We start from the raw sequence: 22,356 nt of genomic DNA, 5'->3' as shown, positions 1-22,356 counted from the left end.
GTTAAAGGTGAGGATTAAAAAATCGCGCAGAAGCAATTCCGCGCGATTTTTTTTTGGCTGAAAATTTTATTAAGGCAAATCACTACAAAACTGATGCAGAATAAAAGTGTGAAATAAATCACAATACTGTGTAAATTTTATTGCTTTAGAAAGACTTTATAACAATGACGTTTACCCAATTGGTTCGTGCAGAATCCTTTCCAACCCATATTTATTGGCAATGGCGTGATACTTTTGCGCTGTGCATTCTTCCGCTGATCTTGTTCAACAGTTATGTCTTAGACCAATTTTTTGGTGTTTCAGCTCAGGTTGCTTTGGGTGATTCGATCTTTCGCGGTATTTTATTTATTGCCGTGTGTTGGCTCTATAAAACGATGCTGTATACGCACTGGCAAAAGTATAAACAGGCCTTTTGGCGTTCAAGCCTGTTGGTGGTTGTCGGTGCAGTCGCTTTACAAGTGGTGATTTCTTTTACACGCAGTCTGTTGCCCGTTGGTGAGAGCATTGAAAAAGAATCGACCATTGATCCTAATACGATTGCGTTTTTTAGCTTGCTGATCATCAGCCTTGGGCCATTATTTACCGCTTTGCTTGAAGATATTATTTTCCGCTATACCTTGCTGCAAAAGCTTTTTGTACAGCCGTGGCTATGGCGAGTGATTTTGGTCTTACTGAACTCAATCTTATTCGGCTTGATTCATTATCATAATTTTGATGGCGATTTGATTGCGACCATCAGTTTTATGGCGGCAGGTCTATTTCTCAACCTGATCTATTTGTGGACGCGTAACATTTGGCATGTCTTACTCATTCATTTCGTCAACAATGCAGTACTATCGTTAGGCGGCGTGATTTTATTGAAATTACTTCAGCCCTATGTGGGCAGTTGAAGTCAAAAATAGGGGGAGATTGTGTCCAGTTTATTTATGGTGATGCTCGGCGGACGCCATCCAAGAGCAAATATTGAAGTGCATGACGTCATTCTTGCAGTGGGTAACGCATTAGAAGATGTTTATCCACAACTGAGAACGGCATGGTTTGGTGAGCAAAAAGGCTTACATATTGATGCTTGGGCACAGGTACATACAGTCTGCACTGAAAATCGACATTATCGCATCCAATTTTGTGATGCCGCGCCTCGAGCTGAAAGTGAAAAATTATGGCTGATTAATCTCGGTGGATATGATGCCCGCGAATTTGGTGAATTACATCGTTATGTTTTGGTGACAGGACAAAATGCCAGCGTTGCAAAACAACGGGGCAAGGCTTTTTTTGAGTCACATTGGCAAAAACAACATACCGACCGAACCCTAGATGTTGATGATTGTATTGCGATTGATCATGTCTATGGGCGCTATATCGAATTGGTTGAAACCCCGCATAGCCAGCAAAATTCATGGAAAAATGATTACATCTTAATAAATGAATAATTGTGATGATTAAGAGCTGAAATGTCAGCTTTTATATTTTTTTGTGATATTCGCCTGAAATCAGATGGATTGTCTTTTCAGGCGTTAAATAATAGGCATAATAACATTCAGGATTTAGACCTTAAACCTCAATGGAATGGCGTATATGGATTTAATACGGCCGAATGGACAGCCGCATTATGGGCGTTTTAGTGAACTTCCCAATCGCATCGATTTAAGTAAGTATGAATATAAGACACCGTATGGAAAACGACTTCAAGGTTGGCGTAAGCGTTTAAAATATAAAAAATTTAAATTTTGTTGTATTCAGCATGAACATTATACGATTGGTCTAGCGATCGCCGATATCGCGTGGGCGGGGCACGGTTTTGTCTATGTGTATGATCATATTACGAATGAAGTGTTGGAATGGAATTCGATTAATTTCCTATCACGCAATACCGTTTTAGATGAACAACCTTTATTTAATCAGAGTCATTTTATTAAGTCAGGGATTCAACTGGACATTCAGCATGCCAATGGTGTGCGATACATTCAAATGTCAAAACATGGCGAACTCAAACTGAGCGCTCGAGTGTTTTGCGCAGGGACTGATCCGCTGAGTATGTGTAGCCCCACAGGGATTAATGGTTGGACCTATACTCAAAAATTGACGACGTTAGGGTGTGAAGGTTTCTTTATCAATAAGCAAGGCAAGACCATTCAATTTCATGACCGGACATTGGTGTCTTTAGATGATACCTGTGGTTTTCTTCGTCCTGAAACCGCATGGTTCTGGCTGTCGTGTAACTTTTGGGACAGTCAAAATCGACGCGTTGGGATCAATCTTGCCTCTGGGGTAAATGAAAGCTTTGGTAATGAAAATTGTCTGTGGGTCAATGGACATCTATATGCCATGTCTGATGTGCTGTTCCAGCAACAAGGCGATAATCAATGGAATATTAGTTCATTAGATAACAGCTTAAATTTGATCGTCACCACAGGTTGGCGGCGCTATGAAAACCTGAATTTAAGATTGGTCGGTAGTCAGTTCAGTCAATGGCAGGCAAAAATTAGCGGTACAATTCAACGTGATGGCGAAGAAATTGTATTCTTAAATGAATATGGTTTACTTGAGCAGCACTATGCAAAATGGTAAGTCTAAGCCTATAAAAAGCCGCAATCGATGCGGCTTTTTTTATTCAATTTTTATTTTGCTGCTTGCCAAAACACTTCAGCTGCTTGTATCGGATCATTGGTTTCTTCATAAGTTTTTAACCAAAGATCATAATTTTGCACAATGGGATGCTGACTCGGATGGAAGTCTTTTTTAAACCAATCTCGATATGGCTTGCTCATTCGGGTGAGGGTGCCATTTTTACCAAAGAACCACGGTAAGCCTTTCATATTTAATTTTAAACGTTCAGTGAAACTAAAGCCGTCATGTTTCAGCATCACATTGGCACGGTATAAGGTAAAGCCGAGCATCAATCCACTAGTCCAGACCAAAGTAAATTTCTTTAAATTTTCATCGACCTTAGCCACATCTTTCATTACATCAAAAGCTACATCGCGATGTTCCATTTCTTCTATCGCATGCCAAATAAATAATGCACGGACATAAGGATGCGCAGATTCTAGTACGGACTTTTGGCTACAGAACGTTTCAGCCATCAGAGCAGTTAAATGCTCGGCGGAAGCCGTCATGGCAATGTTGTATTCTGGTGAGCGTTTGCTCAGTTCAAATTTAAAAATTTTATTTAGACGTTTAATGAACGCATCGACAGGCATGCCTTGTTGTTTCATCAACATATTCATTTTGTCATGCGCCATACCGTGCTGCGCTTCTTGACGAATAAAGTCAGCGACACGTTGCTGTAAATCAGGGTCTTGAATTTGACTGCGGAACAGACGTACAGATTCAATAAAATAGCGCTCGCCATCAGGAAAGGTCAGGCTCAAGGCATCAAACATACGAGTTAAAAAGGGGTCTCCGCCAAACCAATAGCGCGGGATTTCTTCTAACTTAAAATTCAGTTTTGTGCGAACAATAGGTTCGACTTGATATTTGACGATAGCATTCATGATATTTTTTCTGTGCGAGTCGTATTGATTGCAGTATGTCGGAGAAATTGCACTTTGTTTTGACAGATATTGCCAATTTTTATACATTTTACGCCATGATGAAAATATAAAATGTCAGAATTGGCAGGTCAGAAAGAGGGGCGAGATGGCTGAAATTCAGATCCCAAATGGTTACTTCCAACTGTGGAATATGGTCTTAATTGAGCGTGAATTAAACTATACACAGCTCGAATGGATTGCGCCGTATGCTGCGCAAATTCAGCATGTGCTGTCTTTGCCGATCGACTCTCAATCGCCGAATTCTTTTTTTAACAGCATCATGCAACTGACTCAGCAGCATCTGGATTGTCCGCAATTGGTTTTTGAAATGGCCAAGTATATTCGTGCGGAGCATTTTGGGGTGTTAGGCTATATGGCGACACTGAGTAATAGCGTTGCAGATGCTTTGCAATATGTGATGCGATTTAGTCGTTTGGTGATTGATGGGGCGCAAATTGTGCCAATGAATATGAGCCATCAAGATCATCAAATTATTCTGTCTTGGCCACAGCATGATGATGAATATGCTTTGGTGAATGAGTTGACCATGGCCTGTATGGCACATTTGGCCAAGCAAATTTTTCCAGATTCTTTAAAGTTACTCTGCATTCATTTTGCCCATGCGCCGCGGATGGCACGTTATCACTATGAAAAGTTTTATGGCTGCCAAATGGAATTTTCGACCCTTAAATATTCATTTGTGATTCATGCCGATAGTTTGGATTTAAAGTCAGAACTTGCTGATCCGTCACTGATGCAATTGTTATTACGTCAAGCCGAAGAGGCGATAGCTGCTCGTTCGCAACATTCAGATCCAATTCAACAGATGCAACAATGCATAGCAGATTATCTCAAATTACAGCAGCAAGCCCCTAAAATAGAATGGTTAGCAGAGGAGTTACATCTGTCAGTCAGAACCCTGCAACGACAGTTACAGGAGAAAGGCACTTCGTTTAAACGGCTTTTGGAGCTTGAACGGATGAAACGCTGTGAATATCTACTTTCACAGCAAACCCATTTGACAGATATCGCTTTACAGCTAGGTTATTCAGATCAGTCTGCTTTGGCACGTGCTTTTAAGGCATATAGCGGAGAGACATTGTTGGCGCGAAAAAAAGCCTTGAAATTAGAATAAAACGTGCAGATTGCTCGTCAAGAAAAGCCATTCATACAGCATTAAAAAAAGCGGTCAAACGACCGCTTTTCTTTTAAGCCAAGCTTATGCCGCAGCTTTTAATTTTGGATAACGCAGTAAAATGGCCAGAATGGCAAAGATCGCCAAAACCCAACAGTAATACACACTACCAATCAGTTCTACAGGCGAAAGTTTTGCGATCGAACAAGCCAGTAACAGCTGAGCGCCATAAGGAATGAGACCTTGGACTACGCAAGAGAAAATGTCCAAAAGTGCAGCAGCACGTTTAGGGTCTACACCATATTCTTTCGCGACTTCACGTGCCATGTCACCAGATAAAATAATTGCGACAGTGTTGTTTGCTACAAATAGGTTGGAGAAAATCACCAAGAAACTGATACCAATTTCACCTGCGCGTTCAGCACCAACTTTAAAGCAGCGTGTCATGCTGTAAATACGTTGAATCAGCCATTCTAAACCGCCTTCTTTTTGCATAATGGCAGAAATACCACCTAAGAAAATAGAAAGCAGGGCAACTTCAAACATGCCGGTAAAGCCGGCATAAATAGAATTATTTAAGCTTAAAAAATTAAATTCAGGTTGAATGACCAAACCAATCAAGCTAGACAGTAAGACACCAATAGTCAGTACAGCAAGCACGTGCAAACGTGAAAAGGCCAAAATAAATACGGCTAAATACGGCAAGATCAGCCACGCATTATAGGCTTTGTGTTCAATCGCTTGTGAGCCTTGACTCATGAATAAATAAATACAGATGCTGACGATCGATGCAGGAACAGCAATCCAAACATTGACCTTAAATTTATCGCGAAGTTGAACTTTTTGACTGTTCGTTGCAGCAATAGTGGTATCTGAAATCATCGACAGATTATCACCAAACATAGCACCGCCGACCACAGCACCAATGGCATACACCACTTCAATTTCGGTGACTTGTGTAAAACCAAAGGCAATTGGTGCACAGGCTGCAATAGTGCCCATGGAGGTTCCCATCGCTGTGGCAATAAAGGCCGCAATAATAAACAGCATAGGCAGCACGAACTCAGGCGCAATCACCGATAGTCCCAATTGCACTGTTGCATCGACACTACCGATGGCACTGCTGACACTGGCAAAAGCACCAGCGAGCATAAAGACCATGAACATTAAGATCAAATTCGGGTGGCTGGCACCTTTCATAAATGTATCAATCGCGTCATTTATCTTGCCGCGATAGAGCAAAATTGCCAATACAATTGCAGGAAGAGCAGCGACTGGGGCTTTCACTTGATAGAACGCAAACTCAGTTCCAATGATGGAATGGTAAATACCACTGCCCAAAAAAATGGTCAGAAAAACAATAAGCGGGAGCAGTGCAAATGCCCGAGCAGGCACTTTCACTTGTGAATCGGAGGACATAGGAGATAAAAAAATAAAAGTATGCGGCTAGTATAAAGCAGGTTTTGCAATTTAAGGAAAATTAAAATGTAAATGCTAAGCCTGTTATTTTTAACATTTTTTTGATGATAAAATTAAGTTAATCTAAAACCTTATAATTTTGCCAGATCCTAAAATTAGGCATCTTTGATCATTGTGAAAAAAACTGAAATATCGGTAAATGATGCTTTCGGGTTGTTCTGGAAAATTATGTTTGCATGAGAAATGCTGACAGAGGATTGTATGCCCTGTTCAATGGGTAAAAAATAGCGTTACAATGCGATGTCTTGTATTTCGACAAAACCCACATCATAGTTTTGATTCATTCAAGGAAAGTATAACCCTATGTCACGTTTAGCCACTCGATTTGGAACGCTTAAATCTCAACAGCGTAAGGCCTTGGTTTCTTATGTTATGGCTGGTGACCCTCATCCACAAGTAACGGTACCTTTGTTACATCAAATGGTTGAGGCAGGTGTAGATGTGATCGAATTGGGTCTTCCATTTTCAGACCCAATGGCGGATGGTCCTGTTATTGCACTTGCCGCTGAGCGTGCGCTTGCTGCAGGAACCAATACTCTAGATGCCTTGAACATGGTGAAAGAGTTCCGTAAAAACGATACAGAAACACCAGTAGTACTGATGGGCTATTTAAACCCTGTTGAAGTAATCGGCTATGAAAAGTTTGTTGCCTATGCACATGAATGCGGTGTAGATGGCGTGCTCTTGGTGGACCTTCCACCAGAAGAAGCAAAAGATCTAGATGCTGTATTAAAAAAATACGACATGGATCAAATCTTCTTACTTGCGCCAACATCCACTGATGAACGTATTCAGCATGTGGTGAAACAAGCCAGTGGATTTATCTACTATGTTTCTTTGAAAGGTGTGACAGGTGCAGCGACGTTAGATGTTGCTGAAGCTGCGGCACGTATTCAAAAAATCAAATCGTATACTCAGGTACCTGTCGGCGTTGGCTTTGGTATTAGTGATGCAGCATCGGCGAAAGCCATGGGTGTTGCTGCAGATGCGGTGATTGTAGGTAGTGCTTTTGTTAAACAATTTGCAAACTTAGCGCCAGAACAAGCTGTAATCGAAACAGTGAATAAAGTGAAGGAGCTTCGAGCTGCGCTCGATGAGTTAGTATGAGTCAAGACGCAAAAACAGGCAAAATTCTGAGCGCATCTACGCCATGGACAGAGCGTGCGGTACCAGGTATTCATGTACCTGATGAACAGCAAGCATTAAAGGCGACATTTACTGAGCCGACGATTGAATGTCCTGAGTGTCATGCACTTGTGACTCGTACTGCAATGTCATTTAATGCCTACGTTTGTCCGCAGTGTGATGAACACTTGCGAATGAAAGCGCGTGATCGTTTGAACTGGTTCTTTGACCAAGTACAAAAAGAATTGGGTCAAGAATTTAAAGCCAAAGATCCACTGAAATTTGTTGATAGCAAAGCGTATCCAGACCGTATGTCTGAAGCGCAGAAGAAAACCGGTGAAACAGAAGCTTTAGTGGTGATGCAAGGAACGCTGAAAGGCATTCCAATGATTGCAACCGCATTTGAATTTGATTTCATGGGCGGTTCAATGGGCACTGTAGTTGGTGACCGTTTTGTTCAAGCGGCTGAACTTGCGATTAAATCCAAACAACCACTTATTTGCTTCGCTGCCTCTGGTGGTGCGCGTATGCAAGAAGGCATGTTGTCACTCATGCAAATGGCGCGTACTTCTGCTGCCATCCAAAAAATGAAAGATGCAGGCTTGCCTTATCTAGTGGTGCTGACACATCCAGTCTATGGTGGTGTGACTGCATCATTGGCAATGCTCGGTGATGTTCATTTGGCTGAGCCGAAAGCCATGATTGGTTTTGCTGGTAAGCGTGTAATTGAGCAAACTGTACGTGAAAAATTGGAAGAACCGTTCCAACGTGCGGAATATTTGCTTGATCATGGTGTAGTCGATCAAATTGTCCACCGTCATGCATTACGTGATACAGTTTATCGTATTGTAGCGAAATTGATGAACTTGCCTTGAACACAGCACCACTTGCAACTGATTCTTTAAACACATGGCTCGATTATTGGAGCCATGTTCATGTTACGGGTATTGATTTAGGACTGGAGCGGGTAATTCCTGTTGCAGATCGATTGGGCGTAACTCAGCCTGATGCCAAAGTTCTGACGGTTGCTGGAACCAATGGGAAAGGCTCAACCACAACGACATTGGCTGCCATTTTAAATGCGCAAGGTTATAATGTGGGTTTATACCAATCACCGCATATCTATCGATTCAATGAACGTGTAAAGCTTCAAGGTGTTGAAGTGGCCGACCAAACCCTGATTGATGCTTTTGTAGCTGTTGATCAGGCGCGTCGTGAATGTGAATTAAGTTTATCTTTTTTTGAAGCGACCACTTTGGCCGCTTTTGTTATTTTTAAACAGCAACATTGCGATGTATGGGTCCTCGAAGTAGGTCTCGGTGGTCGACTTGATGTGGTCAATGTCGTCGATCCAGATGTTGCAGTGATTACCAATATTGGTTTAGACCATACCGATTGGTTGGGCGACACCATTGAAAAAATTGCTTTTGAGAAAGCAGGGATTATTCGTCCAAATATTCCCGTAATTTTTGGTGGGCAGCAAGTTTTGCCTGAAGCCATTCGTCAAAAAGCAGAAGATTGCCAAGCCGCTTTACATGTACTCAATCGTGATTATTTTTATCAGTACAGTGATGATGGACAATCTTGGATGTTTGCCTCATCAGGTTCAACCTTAAAACTACCCGTGGGTTCTTTGGCACTCGAAAATATCTCTACGGCTGTAGCGGCAATCTTGGCCAGTGGTTTGGTGGTCTCTCAGCAGTCGATCGCTCAGGGGATTATCAATGCCAAGTTACAAGGCCGTTTTGAAGTTAGAGAAATCGAAGGTAAAACGGTGATTTTCGATGCGGGACATAACCCGCATGGTGTTGAATTTTTGTTAAAGCAATTGCGAAATTTCCTCCAGTACAATAAACAATACACAGAAGTGATCAGCGTTTTCTCCATGCTGACTGATAAAGACATAAATTCTGTCGTTAACTTATTGAAAGATACGGTAAGAATGTGGAAAATTGCACAATTAAATGTGCCACGTGCGGCATCTATCACACAATTGGATAGCGCACTGCAGCATCAAGTCGTAGAACATTATGACAATGTGCAATTAGCTTTTAAGTCCGCGCTGGAAGAAACAAAGAATAATCAGCTGATTCTGGTATGTGGTTCATTTCATACCTTAGAAGCGGTATGGGAGTATCTGGAAGAATGTCAATGAATAACAAACAACGCTGGATGGGTGGTGTTGTTTTATTAGGTGGTGGTGTACTGCTGGCCGCACTTTTACTTAAAGGCAAAGAAGAAATACATCAAAATCAAAGCCAAACCCCTGAAATGGCTCAAGTTGAGCAACAAGGTCAGGGTGCGGGTAAAATGTCATCATTGACTGTTGATGTTGAAACTGAAAAGCGTTTGCTCGAAGAACAACGACGTACCCGTGAAAAATCGGTTGCGGAGCAAGAAGCACGTGCAGCAGAATTTTTAGCGATGCAACAACAAGCGGAAGCGGATGCAGCACGTAAAGCAGCAGAAGAATATGCGGCTTTAAACGCACATCGTTCAGCTCAACAAAGTTCGGATAATATTCCGCCCGAATTGGTTGAAGATGAAAAAGCAAAGCAAAAGCGTTTAGCTGAGGATAAGTTGGCGGCTCAAAAAAAGTTAGAGAGTCAGTCGGCGCAGCAAAAGGCTGATCAGGCACGTATCGCAGCAGATAAACAAAAAGCCGAAGCAAAACGTAAAGCGGATGCTCAAAAAGAAGCTGAACGTAAAGCACATGCTGAAGCTGAGAAAAAAGCAGCAGATAAGAAAGCAGCAGATAAGAAAGCAGCCGAAGCGAAGCAACAAGCTGAAGAAAAGCGTAAAGCCGAAGAAAAACACAAGGCAGAAGAAAAGCGTAAAGCAGAAGCTAAGAAAAAAGCTGAAGCTGAAAAAGCACGTGATCTGTTGGAAAATGGCGATAAGCAATGGATGGTACAAGTTGCACTGGCTGCCAATGAAGCCAATGCAGATGCCGTCGCTGCAAAATTACGTGCAAAAGGCTATAAAGTGACAAAGAGTCCGACATCTAAAGGGATTCGTATTATGGTCGGCCCTTCGAAGGACCGTGATGCTGCGGACGCAACACGTAAAAAGATCAATTCAGATGCAAGTTTAAATATGAAATCGGCTTGGGTGATTGATTGGGTACCACTCGATAAACGCTAAGTTTATTTGAGGAATGACCTTTAATAAGATGGATTCAGTAGTTGCTGCTGAATCCATTTTACATTTTCAGGGCTGAATAAACGGTCAATATTTTTCCAAATAGGGTGGAAGCCATAGCCACCTTGTTTCATTTCACGTTTTGCTTCCTCAATGGACCAATGCTGAAAAATAATACGGTACATGGCCACACTCGCGCCTGTACGGTCTGAGCCGTGGTAGCAATGGATTAAAACTTTTTGCTGCTGTTGTTCAGCTTCTTTTATGGTTTTCATCACCGTCAGTAAATCTTCACGATCGATTTGCCACGTGTGTATCGGAATATGTACAAATTTAATCTTTTGCATATCAATAGCATTTTTTAAGCGTTCTGGGTCATGGTGCCGTGAACGTAAATTTATGATCACATCGATTTGCTGTTCTCGTAGAAAAGGGGCGAGATCTGTATCAGGTTGTTCACTGCGAAATAGCGTTGGGCTGATTTGATAAAAATTATGCTGTTGATGAACGACTTTCCCCCAATGCTGAGGACGTTCATTTAACGGTAATGGATTTGATGTCATGCAACCCGTGAAGCTGAAGCTAACACTGAGTAGGATCATTGGTAGGATTTTAGCGGTCATAGCTTGTATTCTGATAGCGAGCGAATTCGAATGGGTCATGTGCACAGATGAGATCGATGTCCGGATGCTGCGCTAACTGCTGAATCTTATGAAGGGAGTGCAGTCGCTGTGTATTGTCGGTGGCAAATAAACGCTCAAGCTGATTTAAGGCCCGCGAATGAAAATTTGGATTTAATTGATGCTGTGAGTAATAAGCATCGCCACAATATAACAACCAGCGCTGGTTATTTTTAATCGCAATACCGGCATGACCCGCGGTATGTCCCAAAAGTGGAAGCATTAAAATGTCATCTTGAAAAATAGACAGACCGGCAGTGTGTTCTAAGTTAAACCATGCTTGCGTCCCTATGCTTTCGATAAAATTCCAATAACGATGCAGTTGGAATTGCTGTGGTCGATAGCGCAGTCGTGATTTTAAGCTATGAAGGTTTTGAGTGGCATTATATTCACTGGCTAAGACATGCACAGTCGCCTGCGGAAAATCAGAGATCCCGCCAGCATGATCAAAATCTAAGTGTGACAACAAAATGTGTTGAACATCTTGAGCCTTATAGCCTAATTTTTGAATTTGATGAATCGCACTCAGTTGCGGATTAAATTTGATCTGCGCTGTGCGTGAAATAAACCGACCTAAACGATTTTGTGGATGCAAATAATCTTGTAAGCCCAGTCCTGTATTGACTAAGACGAGCCCTTTATCGGTTTCAATGAGCAGGCAATGACAGACCAAATGTGCGCGAAAGCCTTTCTGTCCAAATAAAGGGGCACACGTTGGACAAAAACTACCACAATGTAAATGATGAATTTGATGAATCACGGTTTGTTGTTTTCAAGTTTTTCTTAGTTATAACGGAATTGTGATGTTTAACCAATCGAATCCCAGAGAGGAATTTGTAATCAAAAAAAGCTCATCCGAAGATGAGCAGGTTGGAGAATGCCAGAACGGGCTCGTCATTCGTTCTGAAGGGGGGAAAACTATATTAACTATGGTTATGATTCTGAGTTGGGTCAGGTGCTGCACTTAAAAATAGTTAAATTTGTACCTTCGCTTTGGTCACTCACAGCAGAGCTTCTTATCTTGCGCTCGGACAGCGTAATGCTCCGTTTTATCCTCACTTAGGTTGAGGCGTTAAACGAAGGTAAGGCGTAACTGCGTTATATCCTTGAGGAAAGCGTTGTTTGATTTCCTCTTCATCTTTTAATGACGGCACAATCACCACATCTTCACCTTGTTGCCAGTTGGCCGGTGTTGCAACTTTATGGTTGTCTGTCAGTTGCAAAGAGTCAATGACACGCAAAATTTCATGGAAGTTACGCCCTGTAGATGCAGGATAAGTAATGATTAAACGGACTTTTTTATGTGGATCGATGATCACCAAAGAGCGAACAGTTAATGTTTCGCTGGCATTGGGGTGAATGAAATCATAAAGGGTAGACACTTTACGGTCTTTGTCTGCAATGATCGGGAAGTTCACCGTGGTATTTTGAGTATTATTAATGTCATTAATCCAACCATGATGCGACTCAACATCGTCAACAGACAGGGCAATGGCCTTGACACCACGTTTGCTAAATTCATCTTTTAGTTTTGCGGTAAATCCAAGTTCTGTGGTGCAGACTGGGGTGTAATCGGCAGGATGCGAAAATAAAATGCCCCAACTGTCACCTAAAAAGTCATAAAAATGAATGCTGCCTTCGCTTGAGTCTTGAGTAAAGTCTGGTGCAGTATCACCTAAACGAATCGTCATGGAATATCCCCGTATTTATTGAATTTGTTTAACTCAAAAATAAATATGAAGGATTTTTTTTATGATTAAAAATAGTGTTTTTTTATTTCTTTATGAATATATTTCATATAAAACAGTTTTATTGGGGGATAAATGCGAAATATCTCACGACAGAGTCACTATGTTGTCTGCAGAAAATTTGTTACATTAGCTTGCCTTAAGTCTCCGGGGCTAGAACCCGAGCGCAGAATATTTAAGGGGATTTTTGTGCAAAACCCTTGTACTTCGAATTTCTAGCACCATAATAACGACTAAGAAAATATATTCATTTGACAAGCAAGATTTAGAGAGTCTATTCATGTTGGCAAGTCTGATCGGAGGAATCTTCGGTACCAAAAATGAGCGCGAACTCAAACGCATGCGTAAAATCGTAGAGAAGATTAATGCGCTCGAGCCGACGATATCTGTTCTAAGCGATGCAGACTTATCTGCAAAAACTGAAGAATTCAAAGAACGTTATAAAAAAGGCGACAGCCTTGATAAATTATTACCTGAAGCGTTTGCTGTTTGTCGTGAAGCTGCGAAGCGTGTCATGGGCATGCGTCATTATGACGTACAGCTGATTGGTGGTATTACCTTGCATGAAGGTAAGATCGCAGAGATGCGTACCGGTGAAGGTAAAACCCTCATGGGAACGCTTGCTTGTTACCTCAATGCGATTAGTGGTGAAGGTGTTCACGTGATTACGGTGAACGACTATCTCGCACAGCGTGATGCTGAATTAAACCGTCCATTATTCGAATTTTTAGGTTTAAGCATTGGGATTATTTACTCAATGCAAGACCCAACTGAAAAAGCTCAAGCGTATCGAGCTGACATTACTTACGGTACCAACAACGAATTCGGTTTCGATTACTTGCGTGACAACATGGTGTTTTCTGCTGCTGAGAAAAAACAGCGCAGCTTAACCTATGCCATCATCGATGAGGTCGATTCGATCCTGATTGATGAAGCGCGTACACCGTTGATCATTTCTGGTCAATCAGAAGACTCATCTCAGTTGTATGCTGCAATTAACAGCATTCCACCAAAACTTCATGCACAAAAAGAAGAAAAGGTACCAGATGGCGGTCACTTCTGGATTGACGAAAAACAGCGCTCTGTAGAAATGACCGAAGTCGGTTATGAAACTGTTGAAGCTGAATTGATTCAAATGGGCTTGCTTGCTGAAGGTGAAAGTTTATATTCATCTGCTAATTTAAACTTGGTACACCATGTTTCTGCGGCCATTCGTGCGCATTACCTATACCAACGCAACGTGCATTACATCATCCACGAAGGTGAAGTGATCATTGTCGATGAAAACACTGGTCGTACAATGCCGGGTCGCCGTTGGTCAGAAGGTTTGCATCAAGCAGTAGAAGCAAAAGAAGGTTTGGAAATTCAGCCTGAAAACCAAACTTTAGCAACTACAACATTCCAGAACTATTTCCGTCTATACAAAAAATTATCGGGTATGACGGGTACTGCAGATACTGAAGCTGCAGAGATGAAAGAAATTTATGGCTTGGATGTTGTACTTATTCCAACCCATCGCCCAATGATTCGTAATGACCAAAACGATTTAATCTATTTAAACCGTGAAGGTAAATACAACGCCATCATTCAAGAAATTCAACGTATTCATGAAGCGGGTGTTGCGCCGATTCTGATTGGTACAGCAACCATTGAAGCCTCTGAAATTTTATCAGATAAGCTGAAAGAAGCTGGTATTCAACATGAAGTACTTAATGCGAAACAACATGAGCGCGAAGCGGATATTATTGCGCAAGCGGGTTCACCTCGTGCAGTAACCATTGCGACTAACATGGCTGGTCGTGGTACTGATATTCTGTTAGGTGGTAACTGGAAAGCTTTGCTGGCGAAGATTGAAGAGCCGACTGAAGCAGATGAAGCACGTTTGAAAGCAGAGTGGGAACAAAATCATGAAATGGTGCTGAACTCTGGTGGTTTACACATCATTGGTTCAGAACGTCATGAATCTCGTCGTATCGATAACCAGTTACGTGGTCGTGCGGGCCGTCAAGGTGACCCAGGTGTATCACGTTTCTACTTGTCGCTTGAAGATGACTTGATGCGTATCTTCGCAGGTGATCGCGTGGTTGCAATGATGCGTGCCATGGGGCTGAAAGAAGATGAAGCCATTGAGCATAAAATGGTTTCACGCTCGATTGAAAATGCACAACGTAAAGTTGAAGCACGTAACTTCGATATTCGTAAAAATCTATTGAAATACGATGACGTAAACAACGAACAACGTAAGATTATTTACTCTCAGCGTGATGAAATTCTTGTTGAACCGTCTTTACAAGATTACATCGAAACGATGATTCAGGATGTGACTAAAGGCATGATCGAAATATATATTCCACCTGAGTCTATTCACGATCAGTGGGATATAGAAGGTCTTGAAAAGGCGCTACGTGAAGATCTATCGATTGAATTGCCAATTTCGCAGTGGTTAGAGCAAGATCGTCGTTTGGATGAAGAGGCTTTGGTTGAACGTATTACTGATGAAGTTCTTCAGCACTACCGTTCACGTCGTACGCAAATGGGTGACGAAACGGCTGCAATGCTCGAACGTCACTTTATGTTGAATTCATTGGACCGCCATTGGAAAGAGCATTTGGCAGCAATGGATTACTTACGTCAAGGGATTCATTTACGTGGTTATGCGCAGAAAAATCCTGAGCAAGAATACAAAAAAGAAGCCTTTAATTTATTTGTAAACATGCTTGCTGTGATTAAGTCAGATGTCGTGACAGATTTATCTCGTATTCATGTGCCTACAGCCGAAGAGCTTGCAGAAATGGAAGCTCAAAAACAGGCTCAAGCTGAATCAATGAATCTTCAATTGTCACACAATGACTTTGATAATTTGTTGGCTGAAGCCAACGGTAATGATGTTATCGATGCGCAATACACACCTGCAGAGCAAGTGATTGTTCCGCCAGAAAGTCGTAACTCACCGTGCCCATGTGGTTCAGGTCTAAAATATAAACAATGTCACGGTAAAATTTAAACAGCATTGTTTAATTTTAAATAAATCAGGGCCATCGCGCTCTGATTTTTTATTTACATTGCTGATCTGACCTGAATAGTATTTGCAGTGCAGCGGATTAAATGTTATTTAGTTTCTATCAATAACCGTAAGACGGAAAAGACAATGAAAAAAGTACTAAAACCGTTCATGATTGCTGCTTTGGCTTTGCCAACTTTTGCCTTTGCAAACGCTCCTCAGACGACTTCTTTAGAGAAAGTTCAACAAGCAGTTGGTCCAACAACAACTCAAGTACAGGTTGGTACTGACGGTCAAGTGACTGTAGCAAGCCCGCGTACGGGTATTCGTTATACCTTTGCCAATCCAAATCGTCCGATCGTATTGCAAACTGCGAAAATTGCAGCAGCCAATGCGGCGAATGCTGACCGTATTGTGGCTGAAAACCCAGCCCTTTCAGCTGCGAGTCAACAAAAAGCGAAACAAGTGCTTCTTGATGAAGCAACTCAGCTTGCGCGTAACTAATTTACGACGAACTGCGATAAAGACCAGTCGAAAGACTGGTTTTTTTATGTGCAAAAGAAATCCACAATAAAATTACAGCAAAACCGTGCTTCTGCTCGATTTTTTATAGATTTTGCACTAAGCTGTATTTTTTATAACTCATATAGTTGGACGTTGAAAAATGGCAGTTGGTGACGTATCTATGCCACAGATGCATGTGGTGAAAGGTGTAAAAATCGGTTCGGCTGAAGCGTATGTGCGCTATCAGAACCGACGTGACCTTGTCATTTTTGAATTTGCTAAAGGTTCTAATGTTGCAGGCGTATTTACTCAAAATGCATTTTGTGCCGCGCCTGTTCATATTTCGAAAGCACACTTATTGGCAGGTAATCCACGTTATTTAGTGATTAACACCGGAAATGCCAATGCCGGTACTGGCAAAATCGGCATGGCAAATGCTGAGGCGACGTGTGCGAAACTGGCAGAACTGGCAGGTGTTCAAAATACAGAAGTTCTTCCATTTTCAACAGGTGTAATTGGTGAGCAATTACCTATTGATCGTTTGGTTCAAGGCTTGCAACCAGCATTAGATAGTTTGCAGGAAGATGCATGGTTGGATGCGGCAACGGGCATTATGACCACTGATACAACACCTAAAGGTGCATCTGAACAGTTCGAACTAGATGGCGTTCTGTATACTATGACAGGCATTTCTAAAGGCGCAGGCATGATTCGTCCAAATATGGCGACCATGTTGAGTTATGTGGCAACTGATGCACCCATTAGCCGTGAGCTTGTGCAACAGCTTTTGAAAACCACAGTTAACCTGTCGTTTAACCGTATTACGGTGGATGGTGATACCTCAACGAATGACTCATGTATTTTGATTGCAACGGGCCAAGCTGGTGGCGTAGAAATTACTTCAGAATCAGATTCACGTTATGCTGCTGTTTTAGACGTGTTAACACGTGTAATGAAACGTCTTGCACAGCTCATTGTCCGTGATGGTGAAGGTGCGACGAAGTTTATTACTGTGGCGGTAGAAGGCGGCGCAGATACTCAAGAATGTTGTGATATTGCTTATAGCATTGCACATTCACCGTTGGTTAAAACTGCAATCTTCGCATCAGATCCAAACTGGGGCCGTATTTTGGCAGCTATTGGTTATGCAGGTGTGCCAAACTTAGATGTTGAAAAAATTCAGGTCTGGTTAGGTGATGTTCAAATCTGTAAAGACGGTGGTGCCGCAGCAGATTATACCGAAGCAGCAGGGGCTGCAGAGATGGAGAAATCTGAGATCACGATCCGTGTAGATTTAGGACGTGGCAGTGCTCGAGATACTGTGTATACCTGTGACCTGTCGTATGATTATGTCAAGATTAACGCAGATTACCGTTCATAAAATATTTGATGTTTTTGAAAAGCCTCCGTTGTGAGGCTTTTTTATAAGTGGAACTTTTTAATGACCGGTAAAAAATAGCCAAGTGCCATATTTATGGGTCAGTTGTGAAGCACCTGTGTAGTAGCAGGCATTAAGGGTAGAGAAGACGTTGTGATGAATAATGCAAACAACTTAATTGCAAATGAAGCAAAATCAATTGTACAAGCGCATTTGGATCGTTTGGGTGATGTTAAAGAGCATCACTTAACGGAAGCTGCAAAGCTTGAAAAGTTTGAATTAATTAAAGCGGAACTCAAAAAACGTAACGCTGTCCTTGTTGCACACTATTACTGTGATCCTGAAGTACAGGAACTAGCAGAACAGACCGGTGGATGCGTTTCGGATTCACTTGAAATGGCACGTTTTGGTCGGGATCATGAAGCAACGACGTTGGTGGTTGCAGGAGTGAAATTCATGGGGGAGACCTCGAAGATTTTATCTCCTGAGAAAACCGTACTGATGCCTACTCTAGAGGCAACATGCTCACTTGATTTGGGTTGTCCTGTCGATGAATTTACCAAATTTTGCGATGCACATCCGGATCATACGGTTGTGGTATATGCCAATACCTCGGCGGCAGTGAAAGCGCGTGCAGATTGGGTGGTAACCTCGAGCTGTGCTGTTGAAATTGTTGAGCATTTAGATAGTTTAGGTGAAAAAATTATTTGGGCACCCGATCAGCATCTCGGTCGCTATATTCAAAAGAAAACCGGTGCAGACATGTTGCTATGGGATGGGGCATGTATTGTCCATGAAGAGTTCCGTGCACGTGGTATTGCCAATATGAAAGCGCTGTATCCTGATGCAGCAGTTTTGGTACATCCAGAGTCACCAGAATCTGTGGTGGATATTGCAGATGCCGTCGGTAGCACCTCGCAATTGATCAAGGCTGCACAAACCTTGCCACACGAACGTTTAATCGTGGCAACAGATCGCGGTATTTTTTATAAAATGCAGCAAGCTGTGCCGAATAAAATTCTCATCGAAGCACCGACGGCAGGTGAGGGAGCGACTTGTCGTTCATGTGCGCATTGCCCTTGGATGGCGATGAATGAATTAGATGGCATTCTCGAAGTTTTACAAAAAGGCGATCAGGAAATTTTTGTAGATCCGGCATTGGCTGAACGTGCTAAATTGCCTTTAGATCGGATGTTGAATTTCAGTGCCAGTTTAAAACGTTAATTTTTGCTTGAAAAATGATTAAAGTGCTTGATAAATAATCGCTTGAAATGATTTTTTATGTTTTTTTGAAGATAGGTGTTGACGTTAATCAACGTCACGCCTAGAATGCACACCGTACCGCACGATATGCGATACAGCGAAAGCTGAGATGAAACGGAGCATAGCACAGCCTGGTAGTGCACCTGGTTTGGGACCAGGGGGTCGTAGGTTCGAATCCTACTGCTCCGACCAATTTCTCAAGGCAAAAATCGCGTGATAGTCTATGTCATCGGTAATGCGCCTGTAGCTCAGTTGGATAGAGCATCCGCCTTCTAAGCGGATGGTCACAGGTTCGAATCCTGTCAGGCGCGCCATTTTAATGGTGTTCTGATAATAGAATCTGAAACTTGTTGTGATGGTGGATGTAGCTCAGTTGGTAGAGCCCCGGATTGTGATTCCGGTTGTCGTGGGTTCGAATCCCATCATTCACCCCAATTCGGAGCATAGCACAGCCTGGTAGTGCACCTGGTTTGGGACCAGGGGGTCGTAGGTTCGAATCCTACTGCTCCGACCATTTTCTCAAAGAAAACGGTCGATAAAAGATACCGCATACAGCGGTTTTTTTATGCCTGTAATTTAAAATGCGTTATATTGGTTATTCACAAGCAAGAACATGATGGTGGATGTAGCTCAGTTGGTAGAGCCCCGGATTGTGATTCCGGTTGTCGTGGGTTCGAATCCCATCATTCACCCCAATTCGGAGCATAGCACAGCCTGGTAGTGCACCTGGTTTGGGACCAGGGGGTCGTAGGTTCGAATCCTACTGCTCCGACCATTTATTTCAAAAACAATACTGTAAAAGATGCCGCATATAGCGGTTTTTTTATGGCTAAAATTTATAAACACAATAAAAAAGCCACCATAAGGTGGCTTTTTTATATTCTGCTATTTAGGGAATGATGGTGATATTTACGCGACGGTTGATGGCACGATTGGTTTCAGTGTCATTAGAGACCATCGGCTGTTCAGCACCACGGCCAATAATTTGAATATTTGAACTGTTATAACCTTGCTTTAAAAAGACGTTTGCGACGCTTTGCGCACGTTTTTCTGACAGTTGTTGGTTGTAATTGGATTGTCCAACATTATCCGTATGACCAATAAACTTAATTTTGTTTAGGTCATATTTAATCAGTTGAGTGGCGAGGGTATTTAGTTTGCCTTCTTGGTGAGGTTGTATTTGATAATCATCAAAACCAAATAAAAGTCGTTCTGGTAGGGCAAGTGTCCAACCATCATTGGTCAAGACAAAACCTTCTTTTTTAAGCATACGTGCTTGTTTGTAGCTTAAGTTACCTAAACTCATGCAGGCTGTCATAGTAGCCGTGAATGCAAGTATAAATAAAACTTTAAATGCGTTCTTTAACATAGCAAATCCTATGAGTTGGGGCGTTGAAGTGCAATGCACCAATGATTATTAGAAAGTTTAGCATCATACATCGCGCGTTCCGCATCTGCGATCAAATCTTCTGGCGATTTTGCATTTTGGATCAGTGCCACACCAATATTAGCTTGTAATGCAATATTATGTTGCTCATAAACAAATGTGGAACCATAGCAGTCATGTATTTTGTGACAAAAGACTTCGAGTTCTGTCAGGAAATTTAAATGATTGATAATAATTGCAAATTCGTCACCACCGAGTCGCGCAACGAAAGCATCATCTGGTAGTGCTTGTTTTAAACAATGTGATGAGGCGCGTAGTACTGCATCCCCTGCTAAGTGTCCATATTGGTCATTCACATGTTTAAAGTTTTCAATATCGACAAAGAACACGGCAGCGTTCGCTTGTAAGTCAAATAGCTCAAATAGCTTTTCATAAAAATAATTGCGATTTGGCAATTGGGTTAATGCATCATGACGTGCTAGATGAATTAGCTTGTCATTTTCTGAGATTAAGTTTTTATTTGACTGTTCTATTTCACTGAGTAAACCATTAAAGGCGGTACTGAGTGCGTGTAATTCTTGAATATCAGAGTTTGAAACCCGCATTTTATAATCTTTCTTAATACTAATGGTCTGAGCAGATTCCACAATAGAGCGAACGGATTGCATTAAGTATTGATAAACAGAATTAACCGACCAAAACACGGTAGCCAATAAAAGTATAAAGCCTAAAAATAAACCCAATAAAATTTTATGGAAGAAACTAACTAAATCTGAAGAGTTTCCATATACGACCAGTTCGCCGTAACTTTTCTGATCATGATGAATATCTAAACGAATCGGTTGGCTGAAGAAGAAATAATCTAAAATCGCTTGGCTAGAAAATGTTGAAATTTCTTGTTGCTCAGCATGAGCAAGTGACGCTTTTTGATGGTTGGTAATTTCAATCGATCGAATGGGATACAGTTGAGTGTATTCATTTAAAATTTGACGCATCGTTGTTTGGTCATTAAACACCACAGCGGGTTGAACACGTTCGTTTATCGCATTTGATAAAATCGTTAAGCTGTTTTTTGCATAGGTATGCATAGTATAAGTGGAAATAACCAAAAAAATCGCAGAACAAATCGTAAAAGTTAAAGCAAAGATAGTGAGCTGCGAACGCGTAAATAATTGGTGTAATGTAATTGGGTTATAGAGTTGTTTCATTCAGCTGACTCCGATGACTTCGCCAGTAATAAAACGCGTGGATCAATATGTATTTGTGACTGCGTTAAGCTTTCCATATTAACTTTAAACGAATAACTCTGATTTTTTTTATACAAACAAAATGCACTGCCAGACTCACACTCACTATTGTTACTACTTAGAGAGAGGGCGGGGAAATTAACATGGTTGTTTAAAATACTTTGTTCTTCTTTTGCTGATAGATTGGAAAAAAATAAAACTTGGCAATGACTAGATTTGATGTCATTCACATTGATGGCTGTAATTTTATAAGTGCTGTGGGTTGGCGCAAGTTTTTTAAAATCATTGACTAAACTTGAATTATTAATCACACAAAATTTGGGTGAAGTGGTTTCCCACTTGGCATAACTCAATATAGAGAAAGTGGTTGTGAAAATATTTGCTGTGGGAGCTGCATATAATATGGGTGAAATGGAGCACGCCATTATTAAATAGGCAGTTTTTTTAAAAACAACCATACGAAATCAAAAATTCTTAAATTAAATGGAATGAAAATTGGGTTTATATACGTTTTATTATATGAAATAGGGCGTATATAGCCCAATAATAATACAAAAGAATGTTTATGTGTTTAAAAAAGCGACATGCGTAAAATAAATCATAAAAAAGGTGTTGCGTTGGATCAGAAATGCTGTAGAATGCACATCCATCGGCGGTGATGAAGATTAAAACTTCTGATAAAACAATGACTTGGTTGAATTGATTGAGTTGGGTTTTATTTGATAAGTTTAAAAA

20 protein-coding genes, 6 tRNA genes and 1 pseudogene are annotated in these 22,356 nt (G+C 41.4%); 18 read left to right on the top strand and 9 right to left on the bottom strand.

What is annotated here, in order from left to right; translation table 11 throughout:
• Window positions 1–164: 164 nt before the first annotated feature.
• The 3 genes from FTV50_RS11895 to FTV50_RS11885 all read left to right on the top strand — a co-directional run bounded on the left by FTV50_RS11895 (window position 165) and on the right by FTV50_RS11885 (window position 2,568).
• Complete coding sequence (locus tag FTV50_RS11895; RefSeq protein ID WP_180024527.1) at window positions 165–890, top strand: CPBP family intramembrane glutamic endopeptidase; 726 nt, start codon at window positions 165–167, stop codon at window positions 888–890.
• 21 nt (window positions 891–911) lie between these two features.
• On the top strand, window positions 912–1,430 hold the full coding sequence (locus tag FTV50_RS11890; RefSeq protein ID WP_180024526.1) for a DUF1543 domain-containing protein: 519 nt from the start codon (window positions 912–914) through the stop codon (window positions 1,428–1,430).
• Window positions 1,431–1,575: 145 nt separating this feature from the next.
• The gene (locus FTV50_RS11885) at window positions 1,576–2,568 is read left to right on the top strand and encodes a DUF2804 domain-containing protein (protein ID WP_078194136.1); all 993 of its coding nucleotides are present in this window, start codon (window positions 1,576–1,578) and stop codon (window positions 2,566–2,568) included.
• A gap of 50 nt (window positions 2,569–2,618) precedes the next feature.
• On the opposite strand, the gene FTV50_RS11880 is transcribed toward FTV50_RS11885, so the two are convergent.
• Complete coding sequence (locus FTV50_RS11880) at window positions 2,619–3,494, bottom strand: metal-dependent hydrolase (protein WP_078191325.1); 876 nt, start codon at window positions 3,492–3,494, stop codon at window positions 2,619–2,621.
• 145 nt (window positions 3,495–3,639) lie between these two features.
• On the opposite strand from FTV50_RS11880, the gene FTV50_RS11875 reads away from it, so the two are divergent.
• The gene (locus FTV50_RS11875) at window positions 3,640–4,668 is read left to right on the top strand and encodes an AraC family transcriptional regulator (protein WP_078194135.1); all 1,029 of its coding nucleotides are present in this window, start codon (window positions 3,640–3,642) and stop codon (window positions 4,666–4,668) included.
• Between the two features lie 84 nt (window positions 4,669–4,752).
• Here the strand turns inward: FTV50_RS11875 and FTV50_RS11870 are convergent, their stop codons facing one another.
• Entirely contained in the window at window positions 4,753–6,087 is a 1,335-nt protein-coding gene (locus FTV50_RS11870; RefSeq protein ID WP_180024525.1) for a Na+/H+ antiporter NhaC family protein, read from the bottom strand.
• A 363-nt stretch (window positions 6,088–6,450) separates the two neighbouring features.
• Here FTV50_RS11870 and trpA point away from each other — a divergent pair, with 363 nt between their 5' ends.
• Genes trpA through FTV50_RS11850 form a run of 4 tightly spaced genes read left to right on the top strand, consistent with a single transcriptional unit; the run spans window position 6,451 to window position 10,416 of the window.
• Window positions 6,451–7,254 (top strand): tryptophan synthase subunit alpha, encoded by an 804-nt coding sequence (trpA, locus tag FTV50_RS11865; protein WP_078191221.1) that lies wholly within the window; start codon window positions 6,451–6,453, stop codon window positions 7,252–7,254.
• Complete coding sequence (gene accD / locus FTV50_RS11860) at window positions 7,251–8,147, top strand: acetyl-CoA carboxylase, carboxyltransferase subunit beta (RefSeq protein WP_111885388.1); 897 nt, start codon at window positions 7,251–7,253, stop codon at window positions 8,145–8,147. Before trpA ends, accD begins: the two co-directional genes overlap by 4 nt.
• Entirely contained in the window at window positions 8,144–9,427 is a 1,284-nt protein-coding gene (gene folC, locus FTV50_RS11855; RefSeq protein ID WP_180024524.1) for a bifunctional tetrahydrofolate synthase/dihydrofolate synthase, read from the top strand. The genes accD and folC overlap by 4 nt, the downstream gene beginning before the upstream one ends.
• On the top strand, window positions 9,424–10,416 hold the full coding sequence (locus FTV50_RS11850; protein WP_180024523.1) for an SPOR domain-containing protein: 993 nt from the start codon (window positions 9,424–9,426) through the stop codon (window positions 10,414–10,416). The genes folC and FTV50_RS11850 overlap by 4 nt, the downstream gene beginning before the upstream one ends.
• 20 nt (window positions 10,417–10,436) lie before the next feature.
• Here FTV50_RS11850 and FTV50_RS11845 read toward each other — a convergent pair whose 3' ends face one another.
• The 3 genes from FTV50_RS11845 to FTV50_RS11835 all read right to left on the bottom strand — a co-directional run bounded on the left by FTV50_RS11845 (window position 10,437) and on the right by FTV50_RS11835 (window position 12,784).
• Window positions 10,437–11,036: a dual specificity protein phosphatase family protein gene (locus FTV50_RS11845; protein WP_180024522.1), complete on the bottom strand. Its 600-nt coding sequence runs from the start codon at window positions 11,034–11,036 to the stop codon at window positions 10,437–10,439.
• Window positions 11,026–11,853 (bottom strand): MBL fold metallo-hydrolase, encoded by an 828-nt coding sequence (locus FTV50_RS11840; protein WP_180024521.1) that lies wholly within the window; start codon window positions 11,851–11,853, stop codon window positions 11,026–11,028. The genes FTV50_RS11845 and FTV50_RS11840 overlap by 11 nt, the downstream gene beginning before the upstream one ends.
• 295 nt (window positions 11,854–12,148) lie before the next feature.
• Window positions 12,149–12,784 (bottom strand): peroxiredoxin, encoded by a 636-nt coding sequence (locus FTV50_RS11835; protein WP_180024520.1) that lies wholly within the window; start codon window positions 12,782–12,784, stop codon window positions 12,149–12,151.
• A 337-nt stretch (window positions 12,785–13,121) separates the two neighbouring features.
• On the opposite strand from FTV50_RS11835, the gene secA reads away from it, so the two are divergent.
• The 10 genes from secA (at window position 13,122) to FTV50_RS11785 (ending at window position 19,762) form a co-directional block, all read left to right on the top strand.
• Entirely contained in the window at window positions 13,122–15,845 is a 2,724-nt protein-coding gene (gene secA / locus FTV50_RS11830) for a preprotein translocase subunit SecA (RefSeq protein ID WP_111885392.1), read from the top strand.
• Window positions 15,846–15,989: 144 nt separating this feature from the next.
• Window positions 15,990–16,346, top strand: coding sequence for a hypothetical protein (locus FTV50_RS11825; RefSeq protein ID WP_078194125.1), 357 nt, complete (start codon window positions 15,990–15,992; stop codon window positions 16,344–16,346).
• 160 nt (window positions 16,347–16,506) lie between these two features.
• On the top strand, window positions 16,507–17,727 hold the full coding sequence (gene argJ / locus FTV50_RS11820; RefSeq protein ID WP_111885393.1) for a bifunctional glutamate N-acetyltransferase/amino-acid acetyltransferase ArgJ: 1,221 nt from the start codon (window positions 16,507–16,509) through the stop codon (window positions 17,725–17,727).
• 153 nt (window positions 17,728–17,880) lie between these two features.
• The gene (nadA, locus tag FTV50_RS11815) at window positions 17,881–18,948 is read left to right on the top strand and encodes a quinolinate synthase NadA (RefSeq protein WP_111885394.1); all 1,068 of its coding nucleotides are present in this window, start codon (window positions 17,881–17,883) and stop codon (window positions 18,946–18,948) included.
• 154 nt (window positions 18,949–19,102) lie between these two features.
• Window positions 19,103–19,179 (top strand) — tRNA-Pro (locus FTV50_RS11810).
• A 45-nt stretch (window positions 19,180–19,224) separates the two neighbouring features.
• Window positions 19,225–19,301, top strand: a tRNA-Arg gene (locus tag FTV50_RS11805).
• A 44-nt stretch (window positions 19,302–19,345) separates the two neighbouring features.
• Window positions 19,346–19,421: transfer RNA gene (locus FTV50_RS11800), tRNA-His, on the top strand.
• A 3-nt stretch (window positions 19,422–19,424) separates the two neighbouring features.
• Window positions 19,425–19,501: transfer RNA gene (locus FTV50_RS11795), tRNA-Pro, on the top strand.
• 105 nt (window positions 19,502–19,606) lie between these two features.
• Window positions 19,607–19,682, top strand: a tRNA-His gene (locus FTV50_RS11790).
• A 3-nt stretch (window positions 19,683–19,685) separates the two neighbouring features.
• A tRNA-Pro gene (locus FTV50_RS11785) sits at window positions 19,686–19,762 on the top strand.
• A gap of 114 nt (window positions 19,763–19,876) precedes the next feature.
• Here FTV50_RS11785 and FTV50_RS11780 read toward each other — a convergent pair.
• The 4 genes and pseudogenes from FTV50_RS11780 to FTV50_RS16600 form a co-directional block, all read right to left on the bottom strand.
• A complete protein-coding gene (locus FTV50_RS11780) occupies window positions 19,877–20,356 on the bottom strand; it encodes an OmpA family protein (RefSeq protein WP_180024519.1) in 480 nt (159 codons plus the stop codon).
• An 8-nt stretch (window positions 20,357–20,364) separates the two neighbouring features.
• On the bottom strand, window positions 20,365–21,582 hold the full coding sequence (locus FTV50_RS11775; RefSeq protein WP_180024518.1) for a diguanylate cyclase domain-containing protein: 1,218 nt from the start codon (window positions 21,580–21,582) through the stop codon (window positions 20,365–20,367).
• Entirely contained in the window at window positions 21,579–22,079 is a 501-nt protein-coding gene (locus FTV50_RS11770; protein ID WP_180024517.1) for a YfiR family protein, read from the bottom strand. Before FTV50_RS11770 ends, FTV50_RS11775 begins: the two co-directional genes overlap by 4 nt.
• A 43-nt stretch (window positions 22,080–22,122) precedes the next feature.
• Window positions 22,123–22,356 (bottom strand): annotated as a pseudogene (locus FTV50_RS16600) (hypothetical protein); the annotation flags it as partial.

This window comes from Acinetobacter sp. YH1901134 (genome assembly GCF_013416965.1).
In the GTDB taxonomy this organism is placed as follows: domain Bacteria; phylum Pseudomonadota; class Gammaproteobacteria; order Pseudomonadales; family Moraxellaceae; genus Acinetobacter; species Acinetobacter amyesii.
This window is presented reverse-complemented; position numbering and strand designations above follow the sequence as displayed.